Below are 18743 nucleotides of genomic sequence, written 5' to 3' on the forward strand. Positions count from 1 at the left end.
CTGTATTTACTGCGATTGGAGTTGCTAATACTGTTAGTACTCCTAATCCTAATTTCACGCTGTTTTTTGTCATAATATTTCACCTCAAAAAAAATTCCTTATTTTTTATAAATATCATCTTTTATTTTACACCAATCCACACTTATTTTCAAGGAAAATTCAAACCTTATTGTACACATAAAACGACTCAAAAATCTGATTTAATAAAATCCTATTTATAGAGTCGCTTTATATATTTTTATTAACCAACTTATATAATTCATCAAAAGGCAGGAGTGGCTCCAAAATCGTGATTTTGGAGAAACAAGATTTTATCGAGCCAGTCCCATAATTCTAAATATACCAATAAGTCGACTATTATATATCCCCTATTTATAGTAAGCTATAATTCCGTCAACAATACCATTAGCTAAACGATCTTGGTATTCACTTGTTCTAATCTTACTTAATTCTTCTGGATTATCTAAGAATCCTAATTCAACCAATATTGAAGGGATAGAAGTTTCACGAAGAACCGCAAATGATGCACGTTTAACTCCTCTATCACTAGCTCCTGTTTGGTATAATAGATTTTGTTGTACTTTTAATGCTAATTTCTTACTCTTCTCTAATCTTTCAGGATTATTATGATTAGCTTGGTTTATCTTAGATGGTATGTCAGCTTGTGATTGATAATAATACGTTTCAATACCACGAGCAACACCTCTACCACCTGAATTAAAGTGAATACTTAATAGCATATCCGCACCAGCATTATTAGCTTCTTCTGCACGATCTACTAAGTCCACATCTTTATCAGTAGTTCTACTAGTTAATACTGTGAATCCTAAAGAAGCAAGTTTACTACTCACTTTATTATAAACACTTAGAGTCAAGTCTTTTTCTCTCACACCTTGACTAATCGCCCCAGTATCACTTCCTCCGTGTCCAGGATCAAGGAAAATAGAACGCTTAGTATTCTTATCTCTAGATGCATCCTTCACCCAAGCACCGTTGCTTCCTACATAGTAACGTCCATTGTCTACCCATGAGTTAGTTGCCATTTTTCCATCTGTTCCTAACCAGTAGTTTCCTGCCCATTTATTTCGTGCTAATGTTCCATTATCATCATAGTAATACCAGTCACTTCCTGATTTTACCCAACCTTGTTTCTTCTCTGCTGGTTTTGACACTTCTTGTTTCTTAGCGTTTTTATCCCATAGCCCAGTACTTCCTACGTAGTAACGTCCATTATCTACCCATGAGCTTGTTGCCATACGTCCATCTGCACCTAGCCAGTAGTTTCCTGCCCATTTATTTCGAACTAATGTTCCATTTTCATAGTAGTACCAGTCGCTTCCTGATTTCACCCAACCTTGTTTCTTCTCTTCTTGTTTCTTAGCGTTTTTATCCCATAGTCCAGTACTTCCTACGTAGTAACGTCCGTTGTCTACCCATGAGCTTGTTGCCATACGTCCATCTGTTCCTAGCCAGTAGTTTCCTGCCCATTTATTTCGCACTAATGTTCCATTTTGATCAAAGTAATACCAGTCACTTCCTGATTTTACCCAACCTTGTTTCTTCTCTGCTGGTTTCTTAGCTCCTTGTACCCATAGCCCATTACTTCCTACATAGTAACGTCCGTTATCTACCCATGAGCTTGTTGCCATACGTCCATCTGTTCCTAGCCAGTAGTTTCCTATCCAAGCATTTCTTACAACACTTCCATTAGCATCTAAATAGTACCATGAAGCACCACTTTGTACCCAACCTTGTTTAGCTGTGTTCGTAGTTGTAGCCGCTGGTTTTTGAGCATTTTTTACCCACTCTCCATTGCTTCCTACATAATAACGTCCGTTATCTACCCAAGCGTTCGTTACCATTTTTCCATCTGCTCCTAGCCAGTAATTTCCTGCCCAAGCATTTCTTGCTAATGTTCCATTTTTGTTATAGAAATACCATGTATTTCCACTTTTAACCCAACCTTGAGCTGCTAAAGCGTCATTGCTTGCTACTGTATTTACTGCGATTGGAGTTGCTAATACTGTTAGTACTCCTAATCCTAATTTTAACCTATTCTTCTTCATAATATTTCCTCTTAATTTCTTCTAAAATAATTTTGATTTACATAAATACATATATCTTACCATTTTATTATAAATTCAATATTTTTTCAAAGAAATCCCACATCTGTAACATAATTTTAATATTAATCACAAACTTATTGACACACTACTATACTTTTTATAAAATTAATATATAACTAATAGGAAGGACTCACTTTGGTGAGAAAATTATACTATGACTAAAAAAATATTAGTAACAGGTGGAGCAGGATTCATCGGATCACACACTTGTATCGAATTGTTAAACAATGGAAATGAAGTAGTTGTCGTTGACAACTTATATAATGCAAACAAAAAAAGTTTAGAAGTAGTAGAGAGAGTTACAGGAAAAAAAGTAACATTCTACGAAGCTGATATTCGTGATGAAGCTAAACTAGACGAAATCTTCGAAAAAGAAGGAAATATCTATGGAGTTATCCACTTCGCTGGTTTAAAAGCAGTTGGTGAATCTTGTCAATTACCATTAAAATACTATGATAATAACGTGGCAGGAACTACTACACTATGTCGTATTATGGAAAAACACAACTGTAAGAACATTATCTTCAGCTCTTCAGCTACAGTATACGGAGATCCTCACGCATTACCTATAAAAGAAGATTTTCCATTATCTGTAACTAACCCATATGGACGCACTAAACTAATACTAGAAGAGATTTTAGGAGATGTTTATGCCGCTGATAAAGAATGGAACGTCGTATTACTTCGTTACTTCAATCCTATCGGAGCACACGAATGTGGAGATATCGGAGAAGATCCAACAGGAATTCCAAACAACCTACTTCCATACGTAATGCAAGTAGCTGTAGGAAAATTAGAGAAAGTTAACGTCTTCGGAAATGACTTCGACACACATGACGGTACTGGGGTACGTGACTATATTCACGTAGTAGACCTAGCTCGCGGTCACGTGGCAGCCCTTAAAAAATTAGAAAAAGGTAGTGGTCTAACTAAGTATAACCTAGGAACAGGAGTAGGATACTCTGTATTAGATATTATTAAGAGTGCTTCTGCCGCTGTCGGACGTGACTTACCATATGTTATCGCTCCACGTCGTGCAGGAGATATCGCAGCGTGTTACGCTGATGCTTCAAAAGCCAAAGAAGAACTTGGCTGGGAAGCTCAATACGATGTGAAACGCATGTGCGAAGACTCTTGGAGATGGCAAAGCAAACATCCAAATGGATTTGCTGATTAATATATAAAAAAATTCGGAGCTGGACTTTTTCTACGCTCCGAATTTTATTTTATTTATAAATTACCATAAAAGGTCCACCTGCTGAATTATCTTCAAGCTCCATACTTCGCTGATCCCAAATATCATCAATACTATACCACTTATTAGTTCTCTCAGGGTTATCAGGATCAACCGCATGAGTATTTCCATTCTGATACCCACTAAGAATAATCGCATGTGTACTATACCCTTTAACAAAAATACCATGCCCTACTGCACCAAATACAATATTACCATTTTTTAATGCATTCTTTAGGTCATCTTTAGAATTAATAATACGATAATTAAATCCCCAATGCTCTAATGCAGCAATTGCTCCAAGACTAGAAGTTCCAGAAAATAATGTATTCATCTCCATAGAAGTATCATAAATATAATCAGCAACTTGCACAGGAGTAACATCTTGCTTAAGCCCTGAAATAACCATTGATAGCGAAGTAGGAACACAACCAGATATCTTCATATTAGACATCCCATACCTCTTAAAACCCCATCTAGGATCAGCTTGATAATATTGAGGAAGCTTCACAGGTTTTACAAATTCTGTAGTCTTTTCACTATAAAAATTTTGTATAATATCATCTGATGAAAAATACTCCCATTTCCCTTGTTGATCTTTAATCCATTCAGCCTTAGCATCAGCTATACCTGATAATAGTAAACCAGCAACCATAATCATACTAGTAACTTTCTTCATAAACCTGTCACCTCCAATATCATTCTTATAAAATCACTTATAATTATACTATTTTCACACAATAAAAACAAATAGAACCTACTCAAATTACCCAATTAATTCAAACTTGAGGATGACCCAAAAAACCCTAAATTTTAACAAGGTTTATATGAAAACTCATAGACGCAGTGGTTTATTGATATCTAAATTCGCTTTATAAAAGCTTTTTAGATATCTAATAAACTTTGCGGGGGTGACTCGACAAAATCGATTTCTACGAAATCACGATTTTGAGTCACTCCCATTACATAGAACAGCTCTAAATTAAAAATCACCCCTACATTTCTAATATGATTTTCCCCATGAGCCAAATTTGAACAAAGAACCAAATAAACCACTGAAACCAAGATTAAAATTCTCACTTCAGTGGTTTAAATTATCTAAAAAATTCTGCTGTCTTTATCTTAATACGCTGGTCTTGCATAACCTTTAATATAGCTAGAATTCCAATCATATGTTTTTCTCTTAACTGAAGTATTCTCTCCACTACCAGCATAAGCTAAAGAGTTACCTTCAATTGTTGTAATTACTCCATTATTTACAGATTCAACAATACCGATGTGGTCAGCAAACCCTCCACCATCCCAGTCGAATGTAACAATATCTCCTACCTTAGGTTGTGTTTTACCTTTCCAAATACCTTTTTTCTCCATGATACCGATATGGCGTTGAACTCCGCACTCTCTTCCGATAAGATCGCTTAATCCTGCTTGTTGGAATACATTAGTTACAAAAATATCACACCAGTCATCCTCATATTTAGCAGTATAACCTACAGGTTTTGGATCAACAGAGTTATACTCATCAACAATCTTCTTATGTTCAGCAGAACCAGTTTCTACACCCATATAATTACGAGCGATATCAAGAATTCTATTTAAATTTGTAGTATTAGCAGGATCTTTAACCCACGCTCCATTACTTCCTACATAATAACGATTATTATCAACCCATGCATTAGTAGCCATCTTACCATCTGCACCTAACCAATAGTTTCCAGCCCATGCATTTCTTACTAATTTCCCTTGTGCATTGAAGTAATACCATGTAGTTCCACTCTTAACCCAACCAACATGATCACCAGTTGGAATTGGATCTTCTTTTTTCTTATCTTTATCCCAAGCTCCATTGCTTCCTACATAGTAACGATCTCCGTCTACCCACGCATTAGTTACCATTTTTCCATCTGAGCCTAACCAATAATTTCCAGCCCACTTGTTACGCACTGGAGTACCTTCATCATCATAATAGTACCATACATTATTAGCTTTTACCCAGCCGATTTTTTTCTCTTCTTGTTTCTTAGCATCCTTATCCCAAGAACCATCACTTCCTACGTAATAGCGGTCATTATCTACCCATGAGTTAGTCGCCATCTTACCATCTGAGCCCAACCAATAGTTACCTTGCCATGCATTTCTTACCATTATCCCTTGGTTAAAGTAATACCATGATGAGCCTGATTTTACCCAACCATTTCTTTTTTCTTCTTGTTTTTGTGCATCACGAACCCAAACTCCGTCACTTCCTACATAATAACGACCTCCGTCTACCCATGAGCTAGTCGCCATCTTACCGTCTGCCCCTAGCCAGTAGTTACCGATCCAGGCACTTCTTACTAGACTCCCTTCAGAGCTAATATAATACCATGATGAACCACTTTGTACCCAACCTTGTTTCTTAGTTTCTGCCGGTTTTTGAGCACCTTTAACCCACGATCCATCACTTCCTACATAATAACGACCTCCATCAACCCAAGAGTTAGTCGCCATCTTACCATCTGCTCCTAGCCAGTAGTTACCGATCCAAGCACTTCTTACTAGACTCCCTTCAGAGCTAATATAATACCATGATGAACCACTTTGTACCCAACCTTGTTTCTTAGTTTCTGCCGGTTTTTGAGCACCTTTAACCCACGATCCATCACTTCCTACATAATAACGACCTCCATCAACCCAAGAGTTAGTCGCCATCTTACCATCTGCTCCTAGCCAGTAATTACCTTGCCATGCATTTCTTACAACACTTCCTTGACTATTTAAAAAGTACCATGACGATCCACTTTGCACCCAACCTTGAGCCGCATGAGCATCATTACTAACAACTTCATTAACAGCAAACGGTGTTGCTAATACAGTTAGTAGTCCCAATCCTAATTTTAATTTATTTTTTCTCATAATTATTAATTTTAACTCCTTAGTTCTAATTCACACACTTATGCATTTACTATTATACCACCAACATATATATAATGATATTACAAGTTAGTTACAAATGTGGTTGACTTTCCTACATTTATATAAATAATAAAGGGAGTGACTCAAAAATCGTGATTTCGTAGAAATCGGTTTTGTCGAGTCACCCCCTTACAGTTTATTAGATATCAATAAACCTCTGCATCTATGAATTCCCATATAAACTTTGTTAAATTTCAGGACTTTTGGGTGAGCCCCTCTTAGTTAATTATTATAGTATTCCTTTTTCCACTTAAATCCTTTAATTAATCCTACCACTGTACCCAATCCATAACTAAAATGTACTAAGAATAATAATATTGGAATTAATAATAACGTTATATTGAATTTATTATTAAGGACTGTCATTAATATCACTAGAATTGTAAATAGCACATAAGATACACCAAGAAGTACTGCGAATATTTTCGTAAATGGCAGCATTAACAAGCTAAAAACAATACCTAAAACAAAGACAAACGGTACAAAATGGAAGATAGAAAAAGCCTTAGGATATACATGGCTTACTTTTCCTATCCAATAACCATTTGAATACTTCTGTTTCAACATCCTTTTTATCGTTGGCCTTGTATATTGATACGATAATATATCATTGCTATAGCGAATTTTATAACCATTTTTTCTAATTCTATAATGTAGTTCATTATCTTCAACACGTCCTACTTTTTCATCAAGAAGTCCAATCTTATCAAAAATTTCTTTTCTGTACATTCCTTGAAAAACAGAATTCACATATTGTTTTGAAGTCTCTTTTCTATAGTTTGCTATACCACTTCCAAACATATTCTCTTCAACCAACAATAAAGTTTTACTTAAATCATCTTCATTTTCTATAATATTCGGACGTGGACCTCCACAAACATCCTCTCCACTCTCTATTACTTTCACATTATTTTCTATGAAATTCTCCGTTATATGAGAGTGACAATCCACCTTAAGAATACACTGCCCTCTTGCGGCTCTAATACCCACATTCATTCCTGCAGATAATATGACTTTAGGATTCTTCAATAATACTATATCAAAAAAATCATGATTACTAGCTTTAAAATCTTCTAATATCACCCAACTTTTATCCTTAGACATGCCATCTATGAATATCAACTCTATCTTTTCATGATTATATGTCTGATTCTTAAAATCCTCTATCAATTTTGGTAAAAATTTTTCTTCATTCAAAAGTCCGATTACTACCGAAACTAACATAATTATCTCCTTACCAAAAAGGAAGCTAGATTAAAATAACCTAGCCACATCCTTTTTTATCCGTCTTTTCTTCCTAATTTTTCGTTGGCATTAAACATTATACTCGCAATAGATTCTCCCCAATAAGGTGCTGTTGCATAGTTAACATTCATTCCACCAGCTTTATTTCCTAAGTATGCTCCATTTGCAGGATATCCAGAATTATGTAAATATCTTTCCTTAATCCAACGTGCAGCTCCCATTATACCACCATCTACACTATCGTACTTCGTCGCAGAAGTATACGGTGTATCATCGTATGCTGCAATACCGAAGAAGTTATTTTTATCTTTAGCTATGTTACTTCTTCCCCATGCACTTTCAAGGGCACTGTGTGCTACTAAGTATAACGCATTAACCCCGTATTTTTGTTCAGCTGCTTTGAAAGTAGCGCCTTTACCTGCTAATTTACTATCATTAGCTCCCATTAAACTGTATAGTCTATTGATGTCTGCTGCAGTGTAATTAGTTTTAGAATTTAAATTAGCAAATTGGAATGGATGATCTAATTTAAATGTTCCAAAGTTAATTCCATCCGCAGAGTAATAAGATTTACCTACTTGCATATTAGCATTATGATAAGCAACCATTACTTTAGTACTTGGTGAATATCTGTGATACACATACTTACCATCACTCACATAATCCGGAATAAATGAACTACTAGAATCAACCGCAGTTACTTGACTAGCATTCACATATCCAGTAAGTCCTGCCACTTGAACAGGGATTCTTCCATTCGATTCAGCTCTACCATCTCTAAATAAAACTGTATCTCTTGAAACATGTGATAGAATACGTCCATTAGCATCATAAACAGGGATATATAATGCTGTTACTTTATAGTATGCTGAGTATGTCACTCCTTGTTCAGCATTTTTTACCCAAGCTCCATTACTTCCTACATAGTAACGTCCGTTGTCTACCCATGAGTTAGTTGCCATTTTTCCATCTGTTCCTAACCAGTAGTTTCCTGCCCATTTATTTCGTGCTAATGTTCCATTATCATCATAGTAATACCAGTCACTTCCTGATTTTACCCAACCTTTCTTATTGTCAGTTGATTTTGATGTTTCTTGTTTCTTAGCGTTTTTATCCCATAGCCCATTACTTCCTACATAGTAACGTCCGTTATCTACCCATGAGCTTGTCGCCATACGTCCATCTGTTCCTAGCCAGTAGTTTCCTGCCCATTTATTTCGCACCATTGTCCCGTTTTGATCAAAGTAATACCAGTCACTTCCTGATTTCACCCAACCTTGTTTCTTCTCTGCTGGTTTTGGCGCTTCTTGTTTCTTAGCTCCTTGTACCCATAGCCCATTATTTCCTACGTAGTAACGTCCGTTATCTACCCATGAGCTTGTTGCCATACGTCCATCTGTTCCTAGCCAGTAGTTTCCTATCCAAGCATTTCTTACAACACTTCCATTAGCATCTAAATAGTACCATGAAGCACCACTTTGTACCCAACCTTGTTTAGCTGTGTTCGTAGTTGTAGCCGCTGGTTTTTGAGCATTTTTTACCCACTCTCCATTGCTTCCTACATAATAACGTCCGTTATCTACCCAAGCGTTCGTTACCATTTTTCCATCTGCTCCTAGCCAGTAATTTCCTGCCCAAGCATTTCTTGCTAATGTTCCATTTTTGTTATAGAAATACCATGTATTTCCACTTTTAACCCAACCTTGGGCTGCTAAAGCGTCATTGCTTGCTACTGCATTTACTGCGATTGGAGTTGCTAATACTGTTAGTACTCCTAATCCTAATTTTAATCTATTTTTTCTCATCGTTAATTTCCTTCTTAAATCATATTTATGCACTGATAATTATATCATATTTACACACCTATAAAGGTTACAAATAGGTTATTTTTTATTACATATATATTACAAAATAGTACTAAAAATTGGAACTTAATTCACAAAAAAAGAGTGACTCAAAAATCGTGATTTCCTAGAAATCGATTTTGTCGAGTCACCCTCACACAGTTTATTAGATATCTAAAAAGCTTTTATGAAGCGATTTAGATATCAATAAAACACTACGTCTATGAGTTATCATATACACTTTTTTAAAATTTATGACCTTTCGGGTCAATCCCTTTTAAAATTTCTTCTAACTTTTTATAGTCCTTAACACTATCAATTTCATATATACTGTTAGGTTCTAACTCTTCAACATAAACATCCAGTTTTTCAATATTATCCTTAACCATATTATCCCAGTATAAATTCATAAACTCATTACTAGCATAAGACTCATCTATAAAACTTACTATTTTTTCAGCAGTTTTCTTATCCCAGAAAGACACCCCACTAAGGATTCTTCCCGCTTTACTATCTACAATAATATCTTGAACTTTATAATCATCTCCGTAGATCAAGAACCACTCATTCTCACAATCTTCACGATATACACTAAAATACGTAGAACGCGTGATATCTGCCCTAAACATATTCTTAAATAAATAGTTATCAGCATCAATTACATAACTATCTGCCAAATATTCTTTAACTAAGTATAATGAATAAAAGTTATTGTATTCAGCATATTTCTCATTAAACACTAACTCCACATTATACTTTTCTTTTAAATAATCGAACTGTTCATGCAAATACCCCACAACAACGATTATTTCATCTATTCCTTTTTCTTTTAGAAACTCTATCTGATACTCCACAAGCGGCTTATCTTTAACCTTAATCAAAGCCTTAGGCGTATTATCTGTCATAGGTCTAAGGCGCGTTCCTAACCCTGCAGCTAATATAATTGCTCTCATTATTATGTCGCTACTCCTCTCTCACAATAACATAAACACCTAATATAATGATAATAGATGTAATCACCAATTGTAAATTCACCTCTAAACCTACAAAAAGCATAGAAAATACTATTGTCCAAACGACATAACTCACATTAAGTCCTGTTGCCTTCGCTGGTTCTAGCTTGTTAATAGCCATATAATATAAAATATAAGATATCATATTACTAACAACAAAAAATACAATAAATCCTCCGAATTTAATATCCATACTAGTCTCAATTCCTAGACCGTTGAATGATATTATTACTAAATACGCTAAGAATGATGTTACCTGACGAATCAACAATGTTTCCAATTCATTAAGATTATTTTTCATCGCATATGAACTTAAAACACTCTCACTACCCCAAGCAATCGCGCATATTAAAGCAAACATAAATCCAAGATAAAAAGATTCAACCTGTTCACTCTTATAACTTTGGATAAAAATCCCTATAATTATTAGTGCTATCCCAATAATCGTTTTTGACGACACCTTATTTTTTAAGAATATAATCGCCAAAATGACTGACACGGCAGGATAAATAGCAGTTATTGAAGATGTTAACCCGCTTCCTATATACTTAACCGCGTATAAATTACATTGCATACCAATAGGCCCTGCAAGAAGTGCCCCTACAATAACACTAACACTTTTAATATTTGTAAAAATTTTGAAATTTATTTTTCTATACTTAACTAATATAATTGCCAAAAGAACAAAAATACTAATAAAATCATGAATCACTGCGACTGCGAAAGGCGAGATATTATACAGTGAAAATATATACGCACTTATCGCAAGTCCTAAACCCCAAAACATACCAGACAAAAGTCCAGCTGAAATACCTACTTTATTTTTCATAACTTTCTACATACTCCTTTAAATTCGTTAACGCTCTTAGATATCTGTCTTTACCATATGTTCCAAAATCCGCTCCCTGCTCTTCTTTGTAAATCGTCCATAGACTCCAAAGAAAATCCTGAAGTATCTTATAAATCATAATCTTAGCAACACTAACCGGGGTTTCCTCACTAAAGTAATACTTAAAGAATTCTCCCTCTTCAGCCTTTCTAAAATTAGACTCTAAAAATAATGCCGCTACATCCCACATCGGGTCATTCATCGCAGAATACTCCCAGTCTATAAGATAAACGCGACCAGTCTCGTCTTCGATGAAATTCTCCGGTACAAGATCAATATGACAAGACTTCTTATCAACACCAATTTCTTCTAAATGACTTTGCAAAGAAAACACCTTTTCCCTTATTCTATCATAATACGGATAAGAAATGCTTCCCTCTATCAAGCTCTCATACTTTTTAATCTCATCAAAGATTCGAAACTCACCCTCAAGAACCTTTCCAGAACTATGTACCTTCTTAAGTATACTCGCAATCTCTTCTTTTTTCGCTTTTAAATAATGCGCATCAAAAGTCGTTGCGTTTTCTATATATTCATTTACCTTTATCCCAGATTCAATATCAAACATATAGTTCTTAACATCTAAACCTAAGTCCTCTAGCTTCTTAAGATTCTCTTTCTCCGCTATCCTATCGATCAACTTATCAGTCCCTTTACCAAAGAACTTAACTATATATTTATTATTAGTTGTTTCTACTAGGTAATTACTATTAGTCATACCCCCTAACTTCTCAACCTTTACTATTTCCTCTGATTCAGTAAGCAATTTTTCAATTTTACTCTTAATTAATTGTTTCAATGTAACTCCTCTTTTCTACATTACAATATTATTTATCATTATATCACAAAATACGATAACTAACAGTATTTTTATTATAATTTTTCATTTATAGTAAAATTGTGAGTAACTCAAAATTCATAACTTCAGAGAAATCAATTTTTCAAGCCACTCCCTAATCCAATTTCTAAAGTATATTAAACAGCTTTCATAATATTCTTTAAATCTTATTCATTTATTAACTTTATCTCTTCTTTTAGTATAATTTTATTTTTTTCCACTTTATATTTACATTCATATATTCTTCTATTGGGATAAATAATTAATAATCTTCTATAAGGATTAATTGGGCCCCCTTCAAAAAATACTTGAATATCTTTAGGTATTTCTTCTCTATTCTTTATTAAAATTTTAGGATCAATTTTATCAACAAACTTCTTATCTATAGATAATTCCTTCACAATTTCTGGAATAAGAGTTTCATTAAAATTTATTCCTTTGTAAACTTTGCTGTATATTACATTCAATAAGGGATCAACAAAAAATTTAAAAACCTTATTGTTATTATTAAGAAAAATCATAAATAACAACACTATATAAGCAACCAGTACATTTATAAAACCCTTCACGACCCATTCTATTCCATAGTCTTTAAGATTCTTATTATAAATATGTGATATGAATTTAAGGAAATTCTCCGCAACATTTATCTTCTTGAAAATAAAAAACATAATATACAGTATCACAAATAATCCCATTATTACTATCTTTATTTTAAAAACATTTTTATTAACTTCCGCATTGTTTTTTTCTGTCAAATACTCCTTTGATATCGGATTTCTATCTTTTATTAATTTCCAAACATCTTCGGATACCAACAAGATTATTAGACTCAATATAAATAAAATTGCGTGTAATGTTACATCGCTTAAAACGCTAGCAAGAACTATTACTGCTAATATACCCAAGATTAAATATGGTGAGTTTAGTATATTTAACATTTCTATAAATAATAAAATGAATAAAATAAGAATAATAATTAATTTACAAATTATTATTAGTTCTATATTATTACTGTCTATATTCTTTTGTACTAAAAATATATATCCAGCCCAACACAACATCCTTAAAAACTTCCACCAATTCATCCCTTTCGGACTATAGATTAAGTAATTTATATGACCAATAACATCACTTTCTAATTTATATTCCTTAATATTTTTTTTATCAAACACGAATAAAAAAATACAGAATAAAAAAATACAGAATAAAAAAATACAAAAACTAAAACTTTGTTCTATGCTATTAAAACTTAAATTTTTCTGGGAACATATGAAGTATAATAACAATAATAAAGCCATTATTGGATGAAATAGTATATTGCTTATCAAATTGAATTTATTTTTTTTATCAGATTTTTTATATCTAATTAAATCCACAAAATTTAATACTTTTTCTTTTTCATCAAAGTAGCTTATTATACCAATCTTTTCATCTCCTAAAAAAAATTCTCTTTCGAAATATTTTCCATTTAGAGTTTTATATTTCCTATAATATTCAAATTTACATTTTTTGAAAAATTTCTCAAGTTTATTTCCTTCAGGTTTTAATTTTATTTCATATAAACTAATAATCTCTTTTTTAATCTCTTCTATTTTAGCATCAAGTTTAGCATCAAGCTCCTCATGTAAATCACTTATCTCCTCTAATAACTTATCTCTACTTTTTTGATACCTATCACTTTTTTTTATTTTAATATCTTTTATTTCAATATCCAAATATTTATTCCTCCCTATATCTCCCACTTAAACACCGTTTTAAAAGCTGTATTTAAGTCAGTTGCGAACACTCTATGAATGTCTTTAATATTCTTAACTGGTTTTTCAAGCTCAATAATATTCTTGAATCTTCTTTCAAACTTCTTATTACTAAGCATCTCAATAGCTTTTTCAAAGTCAACTCTTCCCGAACGCGATGAACCTAGCAATGTTAATCCTTTCTCTAAGATATCACGCGTATTAATATTGACCTTATACTCACTAACTCCCATTAATACTAAGCTTCCTTGGGGTCTTATATATTTAATAATATCATTTATCGCATATCCACTTCCATCTCCACCACAACATTCGACTCCATGATCAAAACTTAAGTTTTCTGGGATATCATCAGTAATATACCTTTCTTTAGCAAAACTAAATAATTCCAACTTATCCCAGTGGCGACCTATTACGATTATTTCACAATCTGGCAAAGTGTAATTTATTATATTAGCCATAACATAAGCAAGACTACCATCTCCTATTATAGCTATTCTATCTTTTTTACTATGTGAATTTTTTAAGAACCTATCCATAGCATGCATCCCAACACTTATGAACTCTGTGATAGCTGCTACAGAATCTTCTATCTCATCATAAGCTACAACTCTATCCTTAGTTAAAGCTACGAACTCTCTCATAAAACCGTCAAAACCACTCGATAAAAAATATGTTTCAGGCATATAATTTTCATAGAATTCTTCATCACTTTGTCTTGGTGGTTGGTTAGGTATCATTACTACCTTTTGTCCTACTTTATAAGTGCCTGTAGGGTCAGCAATAACTATCCCTGCGCATTCATGAATAAGTGCCATAGGTAGCTTTTTAACTAATACTTTAGGATCTCTTTTCCCTTGGTAGTATCTTTGATCTGCGTGACACAGCGCCATATAGTTTGGACGGATGATGATTTTATCACTATCATTTATGTTTTCTTCATTGTATTTTACATTAATGAACTTTGGCTTAACTAATTGATATATTTGATTTATCATATTACTCGTCCTCTAGCATACTCTTAGCTATCTTAAGGTCAATTACCGTAGTTATTTTAATATTAGAATATTCTCCCTTAGCTAGCGCTACTTTTTTACCTTTTATAACGAATATTTTACATGCATCTGTAAGTATTTGTTTTTCCTCTTTGTCCAGTGAATTATATAAGTTTAAGAAATCTACACATTTGAAACTTTGTGGAGTTTGACCTTGGTAGTAGTGTGCTCTGTTAGGAATATTTGAAATATATTCTCCATTGGTACTCTCTACAATAGTGTCAACAGCTTCTACCACTGTATCAACAGCATCGCTTTCTTTAGCCAAACGTATATTATCTTTAATAATTCTAAGCGTAATGAATGGTCGAACAGAATCATGAGTAACAATAATATCCTCATTAGTTAAAGGTTTGTATTCATTGATTCTATTAATGATGTTTTCAATCGTTGTGTTTCTATCAACTCCACCAGATGTAATAATAATCCTATCAGCAAATGCTGAAACATATTTTTCTATTAGATTTTCTGCATGAGATACCCAATCTTCATGAACACCAACCACGATTTTTTCGATTTCAGGCTCTAACAAGAACTTCTCTATCGTATGAATAAGGATTGGTTTCTTACCTAATTCTAAGAATTGTTTCGGCATATTACTTATTCCCATTCTAGTTCCTGTGCCACCAGCTAATATTCCCGCGTATATCATTTTCCCGCTCCTTTTAAATACTATTTTTTAATATATTATCTATTTTATTATATCATAGAGAATCAATAAACTTCAAAAATCTTCTATCTTAAACTTATAATTTTTAGCTAATGAATTAAAAATATGATATAATGTTAAATATAATTTTAGAAAGGACTTTTTTATGAAAAACATAAAAGTTAATGCATTAGCAAGTTTAATGGTTAATGTACTAAACATAGTTTTTCCATTAATCACTAATCCTTACTTAACTAGAATACTTAGTAAATCAAACTATAGTTATTTCAACACAGCAAATACCTGGGCTAGCTTTGTCGTTCCTATAGCTGCTTTCGGTATTTATAACTACGGAATTAGATCAATAAGTAAAGTTAAAGATGATAAAAATAAAATTAATTACGTATTTTCAAAACTATTTTATATATCCGTAATTACTTCAATTGCCGTAACGGCTTTATATTTTATATTTATTAGCGTAGGGGAATATGAAACAGAAAATCTAAAACTGCTGTATTATATACTTGGAATTCAAGCGCTATTCCAATTTTTAAATATTGAATGGATGAATGAAGCATACGAAAACTACACATTTATTCTATATAAAACACTATTTATTAGAATAGCTATGTTAGTATCAATATTCGCATTTGTAAAAACAGAAGATGACATTATACCATACGCAATCATAATGAGCGCTACTACAATCTTAAACTATCTACTAAGTTTCTTATGGATAAAAAGAGAAGTTTCATTTATTAAGATTAATATTAAAGACTTGTTAACATCTACAAAGGCACTAACAACAATGCTATTATTAGCAAATGCTAATATGCTTTATACTCTACTAGATAGAATGTTTATTACGAAGAGCCCTGATACGAACTATATTTCATACTATACTATATCTTTCAATATAGTTATGCTTATAGCAAGTGTGCTTAGTGGAGCTCTAAGTGTTAGTTTACCAAGACTGGGATATTATTTAGGAAAAAAAGATTATGATGCATACGAAAACCTAATCAACCAAGGTTCTTCTCTTTTCTTCTTCCTAATGATGCCGACTAGTATCGGAATAATGATATTAGGAACTTACGCAACCGTAATTTATTCATCTGAAAAATACCTAGAAGCAGGAATAGTAACGAGCATCTTTGCTATTAGAACTATAGTTTGGGCTGTTGAGACAATATTAGGAAAACAAATTATGTTCATCAACGACTTTGAAAGTAAGTTGACTTCATTTTACTTTATCGGTGGTGGATTAAATGTAATATTAAATTCTGTGCTATACTTTTGTAATATTTTTAAACCTGAGTATTATATTGGTACAACAATATTCGCTGAAGGACTAGTTGTATTGCTAGAGATACAGTTTATTAAAAAACATAAATTAATAAACTTTGAATCTGTATTTTCACCGTTGTATAAATACCTTATAGTATCACTCGGATTTATTCCAATATATTTCATATCTAAATTCGCATTTCAGATTCACTCTTATGAAATCACATTAAATATGATTCTTATGGTTTGTACAGTTATATCAATCTGTGGAATTTATTACATAATCACCTTAGCAATCTTAAAAGATTCAGCAATATACTATGCGATAAATATGGTTAAAGGTAAAATTAAAAAGAGTTAATAAAGGAGCATTTATGAAACTTTTAAAAACAATAATTATAACAACACTATTATTTATAACTTCTCTGCCAACAGCATATGCTAAAGCTAATGATAAATTACATATTATTACCGTAGCTGAATGGTCAGACGCTATGATACTAGAAAGTAATGGTCATTACGCTATGATTGACACAGGGGAAGATTTCTCATATCCAGATGGTTCAGACTCTAGATACCCTGACAGAGAAGGGATAACAAAAGATAAAAAGAAAATTACCCAAGATAGATTATTTGCGCATATAAAACAATTGGGAATTAAAAAGTTTGATTTCATTATTATAACTCATGCACATTCAGATCATGTTGGTTCTGCACATGACGTACTAAAATCTATCCCAACAGGAAAACTATACATTAAAAAATATAGTGATGATAGAATTTCTGATAAAACTAGACTTTGGGATAATTTATACGGATACGAAAGAGCATTAAAAGCAGCAAAAGAAACTAATACTGAAATTATTCAAGATATCTCAGAAAAAGATTCACATCTAACACTTGGAGATATTAAAATTGATTTGTTAAATTATGAAAATGAGTACGAAAGTGACGGTTCGTTAAAAAAAGTATATGATGACAATTTAAATTCTATCTTGGCAATAGTAAACATAAACAATACTAAAATTTTCTTAGGTGGGGATTTAGAAAATACTGAAAGACACCTTGAAGAAAAATATGGTCCATTAATCGGTCAAGTAGATGTTATGAAATTTAATCATCATGTAGAAACAACAAAATCAAATACGAAAGAATTTGTGGATAAACTTAATCCTAAAAAAATTATTAAAACAGGTATTAGACCTGTAGAAGAAAAATATACGGAATATCTAAAACAAAAAAATATCAGCATTATAAATGCTGGTCAGCTAGACAGAGCAGCAATTTCTTTAGAGTTTAATAATGGAGACGTAAAAGACATTTCTAATGATTATCCTCACTATGGATTTTATAATGAAAATAATATATTAAAATTTAAAAATTGGAAAAATGAAGCCCCTGAAGATGGTTGGACACAGCACAACGATAATTGGTACTATTTCTTTAATTCAGGTACTGTTGCAGTAGGTTGGAAATACCTTGATAACAAGTGGTTCTACTTTAACAATAATGGTTCTTTAAAAACAGGAGTAGTTAAAGATAACAATACCTTCTACTACATAGATAAAAATAACGGAATGTTAACAGATTCATGGAAAGAAATTGATTCAACTTCTAAATATTATTTCAAAAAGGATGGAAGAGCAGCAAAAAATGAATGGGAAAACTTCTATCATTTCGAAGCTAATGGAACTTTAAGCAAAGATAAATGGATCGGTTTCCTTCATACAAATAATGATGGACGACTTAGCCTTTCTGATTATAAAAACTATCCACTTGCAATTGTGCTAATAGCAATAATCATATATATAGGCTATAAAATAAAAAATAGAAAGCATCGTAGTTATTAAA

At 32.5% G+C, this 18743-nt stretch carries 14 protein-coding genes; 3 read left to right on the top strand and 11 right to left on the bottom strand.

What is annotated here, in order from left to right:
- Window positions 1-368: 368 nt before the first annotated feature.
- Window positions 369-2066, bottom strand: coding sequence for an N-acetylmuramoyl-L-alanine amidase (locus tag RWL85_RS02155; RefSeq protein ID WP_314084365.1), 1698 nt, complete (start codon window positions 2064-2066; stop codon window positions 369-371).
- A gap of 214 nt (window positions 2067-2280) precedes the next feature.
- Here RWL85_RS02155 and galE point away from each other — a divergent pair, with 214 nt between their 5' ends.
- Window positions 2281-3303 carry a UDP-glucose 4-epimerase GalE gene (gene galE, locus RWL85_RS02160; protein ID WP_314084368.1) on the top strand — a complete coding sequence of 341 codons (1023 nt, stop codon included), beginning with the start codon at window positions 2281-2283 and terminating at the stop codon, window positions 3301-3303.
- A gap of 49 nt (window positions 3304-3352) precedes the next feature.
- Here galE and RWL85_RS02165 read toward each other — a convergent pair whose 3' ends face one another.
- The 10 genes from RWL85_RS02165 to RWL85_RS02210 form a co-directional block, all read right to left on the bottom strand.
- Window positions 3353-4039, bottom strand: a complete 687-nt coding sequence (locus RWL85_RS02165) for a C39 family peptidase (protein WP_314084370.1) — start codon at window positions 4037-4039, stop codon at window positions 3353-3355.
- A 443-nt stretch (window positions 4040-4482) separates the two neighbouring features.
- A complete protein-coding gene (locus tag RWL85_RS02170) occupies window positions 4483-6255 on the bottom strand; it encodes a CHAP domain-containing protein (protein WP_314084373.1) in 1773 nt (590 codons plus the stop codon).
- 282 nt (window positions 6256-6537) lie between these two features.
- On the bottom strand, window positions 6538-7539 hold the full coding sequence (locus RWL85_RS02175; RefSeq protein WP_314084376.1) for a glycosyltransferase family 2 protein: 1002 nt from the start codon (window positions 7537-7539) through the stop codon (window positions 6538-6540).
- A gap of 56 nt (window positions 7540-7595) precedes the next feature.
- Window positions 7596-9365, bottom strand: coding sequence for a glucosaminidase domain-containing protein (locus RWL85_RS02180; RefSeq protein ID WP_314084379.1), 1770 nt, complete (start codon window positions 9363-9365; stop codon window positions 7596-7598).
- A gap of 284 nt (window positions 9366-9649) precedes the next feature.
- Window positions 9650-10357, bottom strand: a complete 708-nt coding sequence (locus RWL85_RS02185; protein ID WP_314084382.1) for a sugar phosphate nucleotidyltransferase — start codon at window positions 10355-10357, stop codon at window positions 9650-9652.
- Window positions 10358-10367: 10 nt separating this feature from the next.
- Complete coding sequence (locus tag RWL85_RS02190; protein ID WP_314084385.1) at window positions 10368-11246, bottom strand: DMT family transporter; 879 nt, start codon at window positions 11244-11246, stop codon at window positions 10368-10370.
- Window positions 11236-12105: a choline/ethanolamine kinase family protein gene (locus RWL85_RS02195; RefSeq protein ID WP_314084386.1), complete on the bottom strand. Its 870-nt coding sequence runs from the start codon at window positions 12103-12105 to the stop codon at window positions 11236-11238. The genes RWL85_RS02190 and RWL85_RS02195 overlap by 11 nt, the downstream gene beginning before the upstream one ends.
- 206 nt (window positions 12106-12311) lie before the next feature.
- Window positions 12312-13862, bottom strand: a complete 1551-nt coding sequence (locus tag RWL85_RS02200) for a hypothetical protein (RefSeq protein WP_314084389.1) — start codon at window positions 13860-13862, stop codon at window positions 12312-12314.
- A gap of 14 nt (window positions 13863-13876) precedes the next feature.
- Window positions 13877-14899 carry a ribitol-5-phosphate dehydrogenase gene (locus tag RWL85_RS02205; RefSeq protein WP_314084392.1) on the bottom strand — a complete coding sequence of 341 codons (1023 nt, stop codon included), beginning with the start codon at window positions 14897-14899 and terminating at the stop codon, window positions 13877-13879.
- 1 nt (window position 14900) lies between these two features.
- Window positions 14901-15608: a 2-C-methyl-D-erythritol 4-phosphate cytidylyltransferase gene (locus RWL85_RS02210; RefSeq protein ID WP_314084394.1), complete on the bottom strand. Its 708-nt coding sequence runs from the start codon at window positions 15606-15608 to the stop codon at window positions 14901-14903.
- A 163-nt stretch (window positions 15609-15771) separates the two neighbouring features.
- Between RWL85_RS02210 and RWL85_RS02215 the strand changes: the two genes are divergently transcribed.
- Both RWL85_RS02215 and RWL85_RS02220 read left to right on the top strand, forming a co-directional pair.
- On the top strand, window positions 15772-17253 hold the full coding sequence (locus RWL85_RS02215) for an oligosaccharide flippase family protein (protein ID WP_314084396.1): 1482 nt from the start codon (window positions 15772-15774) through the stop codon (window positions 17251-17253).
- 13 nt (window positions 17254-17266) lie between these two features.
- The gene (locus RWL85_RS02220) at window positions 17267-18742 is read left to right on the top strand and encodes an MBL fold metallo-hydrolase (protein WP_314084399.1); all 1476 of its coding nucleotides are present in this window, start codon (window positions 17267-17269) and stop codon (window positions 18740-18742) included.
- Window position 18743: the final 1 nt, after the last annotated feature.

The organism is uncultured Gemella sp., from assembly GCF_963515875.1.
Taxonomy (GTDB): domain Bacteria; phylum Bacillota; class Bacilli; order Staphylococcales; family Gemellaceae; genus Gemella.

What these genes read in the sequence shown, in the direction of transcription:
- RWL85_RS02155 (WP_314084365.1), bottom strand. Translation starts at nt 2,066, where the DNA reads ATGAAGAAGAATAGGTTAAAATTAGGATTAGGAGTACTAACAGTATTA.
- galE (WP_314084368.1), top strand. Translation starts at nt 2,281, where the DNA reads ATGACTAAAAAAATATTAGTAACAGGTGGAGCAGGATTCATCGGATCA.
- RWL85_RS02165 (WP_314084370.1), bottom strand. Translation starts at nt 4,039, where the DNA reads ATGAAGAAAGTTACTAGTATGATTATGGTTGCTGGTTTACTATTATCA.
- RWL85_RS02170 (WP_314084373.1), bottom strand. Translation starts at nt 6,255, where the DNA reads ATGAGAAAAAATAAATTAAAATTAGGATTGGGACTACTAACTGTATTA.
- RWL85_RS02175 (WP_314084376.1), bottom strand. Translation starts at nt 7,539, where the DNA reads ATGTTAGTTTCGGTAGTAATCGGACTTTTGAATGAAGAAAAATTTTTA.
- RWL85_RS02180 (WP_314084379.1), bottom strand. Translation starts at nt 9,365, where the DNA reads ATGAGAAAAAATAGATTAAAATTAGGATTAGGAGTACTAACAGTATTA.
- RWL85_RS02185 (WP_314084382.1), bottom strand. Translation starts at nt 10,357, where the DNA reads ATGAGAGCAATTATATTAGCTGCAGGGTTAGGAACGCGCCTTAGACCT.
- RWL85_RS02190 (WP_314084385.1), bottom strand. Translation starts at nt 11,246, where the DNA reads ATGAAAAATAAAGTAGGTATTTCAGCTGGACTTTTGTCTGGTATGTTT.
- RWL85_RS02205 (WP_314084392.1), bottom strand. Translation starts at nt 14,899, where the DNA reads ATGATAAATCAAATATATCAATTAGTTAAGCCAAAGTTCATTAATGTA.
- RWL85_RS02210 (WP_314084394.1), bottom strand. Translation starts at nt 15,608, where the DNA reads ATGATATACGCGGGAATATTAGCTGGTGGCACAGGAACTAGAATGGGA.
- RWL85_RS02215 (WP_314084396.1), top strand. Translation starts at nt 15,772, where the DNA reads ATGAAAAACATAAAAGTTAATGCATTAGCAAGTTTAATGGTTAATGTA.
- RWL85_RS02220 (WP_314084399.1), top strand. Translation starts at nt 17,267, where the DNA reads ATGAAACTTTTAAAAACAATAATTATAACAACACTATTATTTATAACT.